The organism is Kitasatospora sp. NPDC006697 (genome assembly GCF_042869935.1).
Lineage (GTDB): Bacteria > Actinomycetota > Actinomycetes > Streptomycetales > Streptomycetaceae > Kitasatospora.
Window position 1 is genome coordinate 91,553 of sequence record NZ_JBIAGU010000009.1, and the last position, 12,166, is coordinate 103,718.

A 12,166-nucleotide genomic window follows, 5' to 3' on the forward strand; every position below is an offset into this window, starting at 1 on the left:
GCCCATGCCGCCGCCGGCCACGGCCCCAGACCACCACCTCCCGGAGAACGCCTGTGCCTCCCCCACCCCCGACCGAGCCCGAACAGATCACGCTCCCCCTCCCCCGAGGCGGCGTCCTGTCCGTCTCGGCCACCATCTCCCCGCAGGCCGGCACCGTGCGCTACGCCGTCCACACCCGCCACCTCCGCGGAGTCCTCCTGGTCCGCCCGTTCGCCGTCGCCGACGAACTCCTCCCCGCCGGCGTACGGGTCAGCTTCGGCGACGGCGAACCACCCGTACACCCCTACCGGCCGCGCCCGGACGAACCGGTCGTCCACCGCGTGCGCGTACACGGAGCCGCGACCTGCCCGGCCCCCGACCGTCTTCCGGACCCGCGCGCCGTCCTCGTGGAAACCGTCGTCCTCGGCGAGCACCACACCACGCGACGGGTTCCCGAGCACGCGGCGGCCCTCCTGGAGGACGTCGTCCTGGCCGTCCTCCAGCACTGGCAGGCCCGTGACGACCGGAACGACCTGGTGCAGGCCGCCGCACGCCTCGCGGCCCCCACCGCAGTCCGCGCCGCCCGCACCGCCCTGGCCACGGCCGAAGCCGACCTCCACACCGTCCGAGAACGCCTGCGCCTGCACCAGGACCGCCTGCTGCGCCTGGAGGAGCTGGCCGCCGCTCCCCCACCGCCGCCCAACGCGCCGGCAGGCGTCACGCGACTCGCCTACACCGACGAGCACGGCCAGGCGCTCGGCACGGCGCTGGTGCGCGAGAGTGCGGTCAACGAGCCGCCCGGCACCGTCACCTACCGGGTCGACGGGCCCCGGCTGTCCGCCGGCGTCGTCATCGGCCCGTACTTGCACAGCTCCGACCCCGTCCCCACCGGCGTCAGCGTGCAGTACGGCATCAGCGGCGCCGACGGCCGCAGCGACGAGCCGGTCGTCAACGGCATCCGGCTGCGCGGGGGCTGGGACCACTCCAGCACGGCGCCCATCACCCCGTCCTCCCCGCCGACACTCCCCCGTCCCTCCCGGGCTGACACCGCCGCCACCCAGCCCGTCCCGGCGGCCACCTACCACCGCTGGTGGGCCGTGGTCCGCGCCCTGGCCGCCCGCTACACCCAGCGCCCCGACATTGATCTTCTCCGGCTCGCCGCCGCGCACGCCCGGGCCACCGACCGCCACCACGCCGAGCAGCAGAACCTCGCCAGGCTCCGGGCCGAGCAGGACAAGCTGACGAACACGGCGGCGGCACTGCAAAGGCGCCTGGACGACGCCACCGCCCTGATGGACTGACCCGTCCGCCACTCAGGCCGCCGAACGTCTGCCGCACCCGCCAGGGCTACTCGTCCCGATCGTCTTCGACGGCCGGCTCCCCCCGAACGATCCTCCTCGCCACCCCTTGCAGGGCCCGCAGCAGTTCCCGGTCCGCGGCTTCGGCCCTGAATTCGATGTTCCACTGCCGGATGTCGTCCACCAGGCCCTCGATCTCCTGCGAGAGCCGATCCCGCAGCACCCCGGGGCGCAGGGCCTCGACCTCGACCGAGCTGTTCGGGTCCAGGCCCTCGCGCAGGCACTCCTCGCGGTAGCGGGCGTAGTTGACATCGCGGGTGTTGACGTCGTGGGTGGCGAGGCTGCCGGAGCGGACGTCGTCCGCGGTGATGGCGATCTGCCGGAAGGCCAGGTCGAGCTCGCCGTTGCCGTAGCGCTGCATCCGCTCGGCCACCGAGCGAGGTACACAGCGGCCCGTCGGGTCCCAGTCCCCACAGAAGATCACCGTCACCGGCTTGGCCTGCCGCGCGTACTGCTGCGCGGCCTCCCAGACGAAAGTCTTGCTCGACTGGCCCCGGCAGGAGAACAGGCCCACGCCCCACGCCGAGGTGACCGGCTCGACAACGCCGCCGACCGAGTCGCTCTCCACCCACACCTCGACGCGGCGGCTCTGGGAGGCCCACAGGTTGCGCCGGTAGCTCTCCGTGTGCCTCTGGAGGGCGTCGTCGAGCGTGTCGTACTGCGTCTCCCGCCGGACCATGCGGGTCCCGTCGGTGATCCACTCCCAGGGCAGTCGGCCTGTCTCGCGAAGGTGGCCCAGCTCGCGGACGACCAGCGCGTAGTTCTTGCGGGAGTGGCCGGTGTCCTTGTCCCACAAGAGCCCGACACCGAGGTAGTAGACGTGCCGGACGCTGCACGGCCGCGCCTCTTCCGCGATCGCGCAGATCGCCAGCCGCAGGGCCTCAACCTCGGCCTTCGTGCGGCGGGCCCGTTTTACGGGGCTAGCGCTGTAACCCGGCATGCCTCCAGTGAACCGCGGCACCCGGGCTGCCGTCCCGGCCCCGTCGATACTGGGCGGGCCGGGCGGACTATCGCCGCCGGCCCCCGCCGCTCCGCTCGCCGACGGGGATGCTCTGGCCGCCGTCCGCGCCGGGGACACAGGTCTCCGGCCCGGAGAGGACGCGCCGGCGGCGCAGGCCCTCCCCCGGGCTCAGCTCACCTGCTCGGCCGGTCGCAGGCCCTCGCCGGGTGCCGCCGGGTCCCGCCAATCCAGGTCCAGCTGGTCCGCTCCCTCGCGGACCACGATGGGCCCGTGCTTCTTCTCCAGCTTGTTGTACTGCGTGCGGCCCGAGCCCTCCTGCTGGTAGCCCGCCCACCGGGCAAGGTTCGGCTTGGTGAGCTCCACTCCCGCCAGCTGATGTGCCAGGTAGATCCGCTCAGCCCGCTGGACCTTCGTCTCACCGGGCGGGGCAACGCCCAGATTTACCTTCGGCTCCTCCGCACCGGCACCGGCCGCCTCGTCATCCTCCTCGTCACCCTCATCGTTCGCCTCACCCGGCTCCGCGGCCGGGGCACCCTCCGCCTCGCCCGCAGGCGGCGCCTCCACTCCACCTTCCGGCTCGGCATCCGGTGCCTGCTCCTGGCTGGCACCGGGCTCCTCGGGCCCTCCTGCGGAGGCCTGCGCCTCAGGCCCCTGCGGGCCGGCCGGGGCCTCGACCGGGGTCACGGCCGGAGCTGGGGCCGGGGCCGCGGGAGGAGCAGCGACCGGCGGTGTCGCTGACGCGGGGGCGGGGGCGGGGGCGGGGGCCGGAGCCGAGGCCGGGGCCGGAGCCGGAGCTGCGGGAGGAGCAGCGACCGGCGGTGTCGCTGACGCGGGGGCGGGTGCCAGCGGGGCAGCAGCGGGCACATTCACCGGGACGGCGGCAGGCGCAGCCAGAGCGGGCGCGGCCGGGACCGGTGGTGCGGCTTCAACCGCCGCCGGGGCGGGCACCTCGTCGAGCTGCCGCTCAGCTGGTGCCGTGATGTCGACCGTGCTCCGGTCGATCGCGACGCCGAGCCGGGCCTGGCGCAGCGGCCGAAGCTCGCGGGCGTTCGCCTTCCGCCGCCAGCCCCGCCCATACTTCGCCCGCAGGTCCTGCCGCAGCAGCATCTTCTCCTGGTAGCGCTCCAGAGCCAGGGCGTAGGACCGGATCTCCCAGAGCTTCATGTCCCGCCAGATGGAGAAGGTCGCCACCGGCTGGAGGAACCAGCGGGACGGCCGTATGGAGTCCATGTGCTGGTCGAGCTCGATCGACATCGCCTTCGCGATCGCGTGGCGCAGGGCCTCGATCACGGCGATGAAGACCAGCGGAATCACGGCGTGCATGGCCGAGCCGAGGACGTCCGGCCACGAGGCCGCGGCGTTGAACGCGATGGTCGCCGCAGTCAGTACCCAAGCGAAGTGCCGCAGCAGGGGGAACTTGAGGTCGACCGAGGTGAGGGCCAGGTCCAGGGCGAGCAGGACGACGATCCCGACGTCGATCACAAGGGGGAAGGCCTGGGAGAACGAGCCGAAGCCCTTCTCCTCCGCAAGGGTGCGCACTGCGGTGTAGGAACCGACGAAGCCGCCACCCGCGACCGCGGTCAACCCGATACCGATCAGCCCGAACAGCGCCTTGCGGCCCCGCGTCCACTTCACCCGGGCGCGCCCCGGGGTGGGGGCCAGGGGTATGGACGGCTCAAGGACGGTGCTGCTCGACCCAGCGGTCATCGGTCGTACTTCCCTCTCGTCGAGTCCGTGCGCAGGCGCGCATCGCACATAGAGGTGCGATCAACGCCTCGGGTGTGACACGGATCGACCTCCCGTCGCATTCAGGCCACCCCGGTGGCTTTGAACGGTACGAGGGATGAGGTCTACGAACCACCCCCTTTTTCTCACGTTACCCCGTTCCACCTGCCGATTTGTACTGAAGATCACGATCTTGCCCGCCTGCAGGCTGGCTCGACGCCTTCGTTACGCTTCAGTAGACCTGCCTACCAGCTGGCTGGATTCACCACCCCGATCGCCTGGAGAGCCTCGATGCCGCCCATGGTCACCGTCGTCGTCGCGCTCCTCGCCGGCCTCGCAGCAGGCGCAGCCGCCCGGCCGCTGATCTTCGCCCGCGCTGTACCCCGGGGCGAGCCGAACCGGACGGCGTGCCCCTCCTGCGCCACCAGCTACCCCTCCCCCGGACTCCGCGGCCGACTTCAGGCAGCCACGGGACGCTGCTCCTCCTGCGGCTCGAAGATCGGCCCGGCCGCCGGCCTGCCCGAACTGCTCACCGGGGCATCCTTCGCGGCCGTCGCCGCCGCCGGAGCAAGCGGCTGGGCCGGTGCCGCGCAGTACTGGCTCCTCGCGTGCGGAGCCGCCCTGACGGTCATCGACCTCAAGGTCCACCGCCTCCCCGACATCCTCACCCTGCCCGCATCCGCCGGCACCCTCCTACTGCTCGGCGGAGCCGCACTGGCAGGAGAGCCCGGCAACTTCTGGCGCGCCCTCACCGCGGCGGCGGCGGTCACCGCCGTCTACCTCGTCCTCGTCGTCGCCGGCATGGGCATGGGTGACGTCAAACTCGCCCCTGCCGTGGGCGCACTCCTCGGATGGTCCAGCTGGACCGCCGTACTCTGGGGCACCTTCGCCGGGTTCGCCCTGGCCGCGGTCGCCGGGCCCGCACTGATCCTGACCGGGCGGGCATCCACGAAGAGCCGTTTGGCCTTCGGCCCGTACATGATCATCGGAGCGCTTGCCGTCTCCACCCTGAGCACCTGACTCGAAGGCAGGATCCCGCTCCAACCGTCGATCGGCCCGTGCAGACCCGAGGGAGCCATAGGGCCGCGTGCTTGTCGACGAACGCGTCCTGGAGCCTGATTCCGCCGGAGGCGACGCTCCGGCCGCCGATGGAGAACGGCTGCCGCTTCACGGGATCCAGTGAAGTGCGGGACAGGAAGCCTTAAAGCGGTGCCGAGAGGACCCTCCCGGCGCTACACGAATCCCCAAAGGGACAGAAAGGCCCCTCTGGCGGCCGATCAGGAGTCGCCTGGACAGTTAGAGCCGCCAGAGCGAGATAGGCCGCCACAGCGAATACATGCAGGTCAGGGGCCCTTTTTTCGCCTTGGAGGATGCCCACGAAAGGGGCAAATCGGACCCCGGCGCCTCCGCCCTATCGAGGATCTGCAGTGCAGTGTGCCATTTATCACATCAGTGGTTTAGCAAGATGGTGACCTAGCGGCGCAGCAACTTGGCCCGCCCTTGGGCCTGCTGACCAAACTGCATGGAAGCGCGCTAATGGATGGCCAGGCTGTCCTCACCACTCGATCGCCATGTGGCGCATCGAGATGCCATTCTCACGCTGCGCTTCCTGGCACAAGCGAGTGCTTATCAATAGGAATCACCCAGTGCCTGCCCGATGGCGGCGAGTGGGGCGCTTCAAGAGGCCGGCCCGGTTTCCTCTCCGGAAACCAACCGCAAGGTCAACAGGGAGAGCGAACCAGCGTCCTCTCTCAGGACCAGCCGAGAAACGAGTCGGGTGCCCATGCCAAGAGCCGCGCGAAAGGTCAACCGAGAGGATGTCCGGAAGACCACCCGAGAGGCTGGACCAGAGGTATCTCGAGAGGCCGCCTGGGGGACCGACCCATGAGTCGACCACCAGGCCACTCCTACACGCGACCTGTCGACCGACTCGAAAGCACTCCTTCGAGCCGAGCGACAGCCGAGCCAGCGAGCCCGCCACCCCGAACAACAACTTGCACTGCACTGAACCACGGGCAAGGAGACTCGTAGTGCCTGCCCGATGGCGGCGAGTGGGGCGCTTCAAGAGGCCGGCCCGGTTTCCTCTCCGGAAACCAACCGCAAGGTCAACAGGGAGAGCGAACCAGCGTCCTCCCTCAGGACCAGCCGAGAAACGAGTCGGGTGCCCATGCCAAGAGCCGCGCGAAAGGTCAACCGAGAGGATGTCCGGAAGACCACCCGAGAGGCTGGACCAGAGGTATCTCGAGAGGCCGCCTGGGGGACCGACCCATGAGTCGACCACCAGGCCACTCCTACACGCAACCTGTCGACCGACTCGAAAGCACTCCTTCGAGCCGAGCGACAGCCGAGCCAGCGAGCCCGCCACCCCGAACAACAACTTGCACTGCACTGAACCACACGGCGGGCTCAGCAGCTTCGGCAACACATTGCCGCTTGACTTGCCATGCACCTTGGCTACTTTGCGCCCAATTTGAAGGGCAGTCACCTGAACGCTCTCAACGTCTACCCGGTTGCAACCCGTTTGGCACGAGAGGGATGCACTCATGGCGGCGTACTGAAGCCAAGGCGAAACGGGGACACAGAGGGAAGTAATAGAGCCAGCACCAAGGCTATGGAGTCGGACTACACGCTGGACACGCGATCCCCTCTGCAACCGTCTCGCATCAAGACCATGCCGGTCGCAAGTGATCTTGTCTGGCAGGTTGCTTGCGAGGTGGCCAGCAAAAGAGCCGACATCAGAGCAGGACACTTGACGGCTATCTGACGGCGAGAGAGGCCATCGCAGTCGCACTCCATTGGGCCTGCGCACGGGCGAGCCCACCTGCGCTGCAAAGAGCTGGCAGTGGGGCCTTCTCGGAGGACGCATTCCAGGCATCCAACTGTTACCGGCTTGCGAGCACTCCAACTGCCCAGCATCTGACCACACGGCGAGCTGCCACGATGCCATGCACTGCCGTGTCCCTACATGCATGCAACGAGTGCTGCAGCCCTTCACACCTCTGCCATAGACCAGAGCCGTGCAAGTAGCCGTGCAAGTAGCTGTGCAAGTAGCTGTGCAAGTAGCTGTGCAAGTAGCTCCCACTGCTTGTTTGCGCAGGTGAAAGGCTTCAGCCAGGGCCAGTGGCAGCATGTCAGCCCCGCTGCTTGGCGTAGCCATCGAGGTACCCTCTAGCTCACCCCTGAGTGCACCATCGTCCAACCCTGAAGGAGTGCAGGCGGTGGCTCCGCGAGTGATGCTCGCCATGGAGCAGGGAGTCGACCACCGGGGCATTCCAGCGGAGACAACGAGAGAGGTATCTGCGCGGCTGCCTGCACGGCCGAAGATCGTTGTGGCAACATGTTCTGCGACAGCTGCACTGCTCTGCTTCACGCCCTGCACGCTGCCCGCCTTCCCATGCTCGACCCATGTCCTGACCTGCTAGGAGTCTAATGCCGACGGACGTACTCCCCTACAGCTTCGCTCTAGCTGAGTATGACAAGGATGAGCCTCTGGACATCCCCTGGGAGGACCTCTGGCATGTCTACGTCTTCGCGAACGACAAGGGCGGCAGCGGCAAAACCAGCGTGACGGCGAACTTCGCGCTCATGCTGATGCGGTATCTGAAGAAGCTGGGACAGGAGCCCCGCATACTGGCCCTCGACATCAACGGTCAGGGGAACCTGGCGATCCACGAGTTCGGCGTCGACAAGAAGTACCTCGACGAGGGCGAGGCTCTTGTCGAAGCGTTGCGCAAGGGGACGCCACTCAAGCCGGTTCCGGTCCGCCCCGGTCTTGACCTCATTGTCGGCGGCCCGAAGATCGAGGAGTTCGTCACCGACGTCTACCCGAGGCTTCGGTCCAAGTTCACCAAGAACGCAGACCTGAGGCTCCTCCAGTGCCTTCTGCCGATCGCCGGTGACTACGACTTCATCCTGATCGACCTCCCGCCGGAGAACCCGGTGATGCAGCGCCAGGGTCTGGCGTGTAGCCGTTGGGTGGTCATGTCGACGAAGACTGATCGGGGCTCCCTCGACGGCACCTTGACGATCAAGAAGCACTTCGACGAAGCGCGGAGAGTCAACCCGCTGCTCACGATGCTGGGCATCATCCTGTTCGCGACCGGCCGCAACTCAACCCTGATCCACAAGAAGGCTTCGGACTACCTTCGGAAGATCCTCAAGGGCGGCTATCACGGCTTCGATCGAGTCATTGGGCACAGCGAGCTGGTAGCGAGCCTATCCCGGGATGATGAGCACCCACTGGTTGAGCTCTTCGACCAGTACTCCGGCGGAGCCAAGCTGCCCGACACCATCCAGTCCGTGTACGACGACTACGAGACGCTCTGCCGGCAGATCCTCCAGCGCACACAGGAGGTACGAGCGATCATGGAGCGTCCGATTGAAGAGGAAGCTGACGCCTGATGACTGAGAACGCCAACGCCGAAGCAAGCGGTGACGACGACACCTACAACGTGCCAAACGTTGCGGCGCTGTCCGGTCGGCGAAGCGCTGCGCGATCCACGGAGCGTCGTACCGAGCAGCGCCCGGAGATGTCCGACGATGACCTCGTGGGTGGCGGCGCTGCGGTCCGCGTAGCGCCGCAGCCTCGGGCGCCTGAGTCGATCGACGAGGAGCTGGATGAGGAAGCAGCGGGCGACAAGCCTGTCACCATCAATGTCAGCCCAACCGTGGACCGCCGCCTGAAGGCATACCGCAACAAGACGGGTCTCACCAACCTCGAGATCGTCTGGGAGGCCGTTGAGGCAGCTGACTCAGAGGGCTGGGACAAGGTTGTCGCGACTGCGGTGCCCCCGGCCAAAACCCGACGGTTTGGGGTCCGAGCGAGCCAGACTCGCTATGCCGGCGTGGGAAGCAACCCGGTGTACACGCGCATGACGCCCGAGGAGCGTAACGAGCTCCGACGCCTCGTTAAGGCCGCCGGAGTTCCTGATCGGTCGAAGCTGATCGCCATCAGCCTGAACTGGCACCTGCCCGGCACCGCGGACAAGCCCGCCTGATGTAGGGAGCTGAAGTACGCGGGGGAGACCCCGGCCACAGGGAGACCCTCTGTCTGAGGGTCTCCCTGTGCATCTTCCCGAGTACGGCCGGCCACAGCACACGTCCACCTGAGAGTGCTCAGAAGGAACGGCCGAGTAGCGATCTCCGCGACGGTAGACACGCCCGCCAGGCCGACCCGTCCACGTCCGCATGGCCTTCCAAGAGCGGCATCGCCGCCGTCAGCCGGGTCAGGACACACATGCTGAGCGGGCGACCAGACGACGTGGAGGAGGGCGGCGTGGCCTGGACGTGCCCTCTGCCGCCGAGGCCGAGGGCGCCGCCCGCCAGGGCGTCCCTGAGGTACTTCGGCGTTGCCCCGGGACGAGATCGGTCTGGCCAAGGAAGAGCTGCACCTCACGCTGCAGGTGTCACGCAGCCACGGCACTGCGCTGAACTGGATGCATGGGTCTCCTCGTGCAGGTAGGCCCGGAGCTCGAAGTCCTGCCGATGGACAGCCCGCTGCATTCGACGTGCATGGTGTTGGCGCGACCAGCAGCAACGGTCCTGGGATTAGTAGTTGCTCGGCGTGCGGCCGAACGAGAAGAACTCGGTGGGACTGTCCGGGGTGCGAGAAGCCCGACGGGTAAAGGTCTCGCGCTGGTGTGACGGAGCACCACAGTCTGCGAGTGCTCGTTTAGAACCTGCTGGTCAGCGGCACAGCGGTGCACCGTAGCTTGCGAGACCGAAGCACGGCACCCTGTTCGTGGGGGCGGGTAGCCGAGCGTGCCGCTGGACGAACTCCAGGTCAGCCGGGGGACGGACCCGTCTCGCAATCTCGCGTGCACCACTCGCAGACTGCGGTGCTCCGTCACAGGCGCTCGGTGCGATTCGCCCACTACGCAGTGTGACCCTTTCCTTTAACGCGCGGCTGTCGCGGTTAAAGGAAAGGGTCACAGGGGCCAGGCATCCTTCGATGTGGCCAAGATCAACTACAGGTATCAAACGTGGGCGTCCAGCTCCGGCAGCTCCCACTTCGTGTAGGTCAGCCGCCGCTCCGCGCCGTTGATCAGGTCAAGCACATCGGTCCCCAGGTAGGCCCGAGCGCCTCGTTCGACCTCCTTCACCTGAACAATCCCTGCACCAGCCAGCTCTTCCAAAGCACTTGAGGCCGAGACGAAGGAGACCCCGAGAAGGGACTGCGCTGCCCTTGCTGTAACGATCGGGACTCCAGGAAGTTGCTCCATCAGCCTCACGACTGCCGCGCCCTTCCGAGGCTGCCCTCGCCGCCCCAGGCTTGCCCTGTGAGCTGCTAGCTTCGCGTCCCAGGTCTTCCGCATCTGGACCAACTCGTCAGTGAACCGCCGAGCTTCGGCGACGGCGTCACGAGTGGCCGCGAGGAAGACGCGGATCCATACCTCTCTGCCGGCGGCCGCTGCGGGGCTGTCTGGCTCCCCCACATAGCGGTAGGCATTCAGTCCAGCGATGTACTCCCGCGCGTGGGCAAGGAGGGACATCGAGATCGGCAGGACATGGCCGACGGCCAACCCTTGCCTGGCAAGCACCGTGTGAATCAGCGCTCGGCCGGTTCGGCCGTTGCCGTCGGTGTACGGGTGGATTGTCTCGAACTGTGCATGGACGAGCGCTGCTTGGACCAGGGGGAGCGGGTGATCCTCAGAGACGAATGCCGCCAGATCTGCCATGAGCTCTTCCACTGCCCCTGGAGCCGGCGGCACGTACTCGGCCCCGTGAGGACTGTAGGCGTTGCCGCCGACCCAGTTCTGCACACGTCGAAGTTCACCCGAGAGTTCGCCCTGCTCGGTATCCACCATCAGCGCGGCCTGGAGGTCGTTGATGTCCTGCACCGAGACGCTCGTGGTCTCGGTGAGAAGCGACACCGCCTTCCGCAGGGCAAGGACGTTGTTCACCACCTCACGGGCACCATCACTGATCCCCTTGTGGGCCCGCGGGTCGTCGGTGGTCTGGATAGCGAGCATCATCTCCAGATGTGCGATCGCTCGGGCTGATGCGACGACCCCTTCGATTCGAGAGGAGGCGACGGCCTCCGAGCGAAGCAGGAAGCGCGCCAGCGACTCCAGGTGCGGGCTCGTGGGAGCAGCGTCATTGAACGCGCGGACCAGCTTGTCGACCGCAGCCACCTCGGCGCCCAGCTCCGCGGACAGCGTGATGGATCGGCCTTGAAGCAGATCTGGCATGTACGCGCTGAACGTTCGGGCGGCCTGGTCCTCCGGGCCGGCCGCCATCCCCGGCCGCGATTGCCAGTGCTGCTCCGAATACCTTGCCACCAGACACGCTCCAAAGGTTCAGCCTCAGCGAGATCCGTTTAAGGATAGTGTGTTGCCCGTGATGTTTGGTGTGTTGCTTAAGGGTGCCGGGGCTAAAGCAGCCACGGCCGGGGCCTCCACGGCCCTCGCGGCAGGCTCACCGACCTCGCAGTTCTCTCCGATTCCTCAGGCACAGCCATGCCGCAGTAGCGCTAACGCCTCGCCCACAGCCATGGTCACCGAGTCGGTAGCGGGTGGTCGGGAGAACGAAAAAGGCGACCCTCAGGTCGCCTCCCGGGCGGCTCAGCCAAGCCGCCCATCGCTCGGGGGCCACCCGAGCTCTTCATATGTTCAGTTCATCGAGCCGACTCAGTCGGCCGTCCGTCGTCTCCTGCGGGGCCAACCGCTGGCAACGACACGGGAGGGGTTCAACAGCCACCTGACCTGACCTGAAGCCGCTTTCGCGCGGCCGACGCTCTCACCCCCGCTGACCAGGCATCTTCGGAAAAACGGTCAAGCGGTCGGTTGCGTTGTGCCCACATCCCTATGCAGTTCTGGAGCAGATCATAGCCGCCAGCCATAGGGCTAGTCCCGTATTGCCAAAAAAAGGCTCGCCGGAGCCGCGCTTGGACTATGCCCAAAATCGAACAAAAAGGTACGAATCGCGTTCCCCTCGAAGGGGCGCGCGCGGTGAAGCGCCCTACACACCCAGCACTTCTGCGCGTGCCGACCCCGCCACGCTGCAGGAGCCGCTGCGACTGGTGCGGCGTACTCGGGAGCGGATCTCCGGCGCGCTCGGAGCCCTACTGGCGGATCGTTCGGTTCGTCAACGCCCATCAGTCGAGGCCCTGTCCGCAGTCGTCCTGTTGGCGAAATCACCAGCA

General features: G+C 67.4%; 7 protein-coding genes. 4 read left to right on the forward strand and 3 right to left on the reverse strand.

All coding sequences use genetic code 11. From position 1 onward, the window contains the following. Nucleotides 1-53: 53 nt before the first annotated feature. The gene (locus tag ACFYNO_RS14640; protein WP_388011012.1) at nucleotides 54-1,280 is read left to right on the forward strand and encodes a hypothetical protein; all 1,227 of its coding nucleotides are present in this window, start codon (nucleotides 54-56) and stop codon (nucleotides 1,278-1,280) included. A 46-nt stretch (nucleotides 1,281-1,326) separates the two neighbouring features. Here the strand turns inward: ACFYNO_RS14640 and ACFYNO_RS14645 are convergent, their stop codons facing one another. Both ACFYNO_RS14645 and ACFYNO_RS14650 read right to left on the reverse strand, forming a co-directional pair. Then, nucleotides 1,327-2,277, reverse strand: a complete 951-nt coding sequence (locus tag ACFYNO_RS14645; RefSeq protein ID WP_388011015.1) for a hypothetical protein — start codon at nucleotides 2,275-2,277, stop codon at nucleotides 1,327-1,329. 189 nt (nucleotides 2,278-2,466) lie between these two features. Further along, complete coding sequence (locus tag ACFYNO_RS14650; protein WP_388011018.1) at nucleotides 2,467-4,005, reverse strand: DUF2637 domain-containing protein; 1,539 nt, start codon at nucleotides 4,003-4,005, stop codon at nucleotides 2,467-2,469. A 318-nt stretch (nucleotides 4,006-4,323) separates the two neighbouring features. Between ACFYNO_RS14650 and ACFYNO_RS14655 the strand changes: the two genes are divergently transcribed. The 3 genes from ACFYNO_RS14655 (at nucleotide 4,324) to ACFYNO_RS14665 (ending at nucleotide 9,020) form a co-directional block, all read left to right on the forward strand. After that, nucleotides 4,324-5,043: a prepilin peptidase gene (locus tag ACFYNO_RS14655; protein ID WP_388011021.1), complete on the forward strand. Its 720-nt coding sequence runs from the start codon at nucleotides 4,324-4,326 to the stop codon at nucleotides 5,041-5,043. Between the two features lie 2,409 nt (nucleotides 5,044-7,452). Further along, the gene (locus tag ACFYNO_RS14660) at nucleotides 7,453-8,424 is read left to right on the forward strand and encodes a ParA family protein (RefSeq protein WP_388011025.1); all 972 of its coding nucleotides are present in this window, start codon (nucleotides 7,453-7,455) and stop codon (nucleotides 8,422-8,424) included. Continuing rightward, nucleotides 8,424-9,020, forward strand: a complete 597-nt coding sequence (locus ACFYNO_RS14665) for a hypothetical protein (RefSeq protein ID WP_388011028.1) — start codon at nucleotides 8,424-8,426, stop codon at nucleotides 9,018-9,020. The genes ACFYNO_RS14660 and ACFYNO_RS14665 overlap by 1 nt, the downstream gene beginning before the upstream one ends. A 978-nt stretch (nucleotides 9,021-9,998) precedes the next feature. On the opposite strand, the gene ACFYNO_RS14670 is transcribed toward ACFYNO_RS14665, so the two are convergent. Then, nucleotides 9,999-11,303, reverse strand: coding sequence for a Fic family protein (locus tag ACFYNO_RS14670; RefSeq protein WP_388011031.1), 1,305 nt, complete (start codon nucleotides 11,301-11,303; stop codon nucleotides 9,999-10,001). Nucleotides 11,304-12,166: the final 863 nt, after the last annotated feature.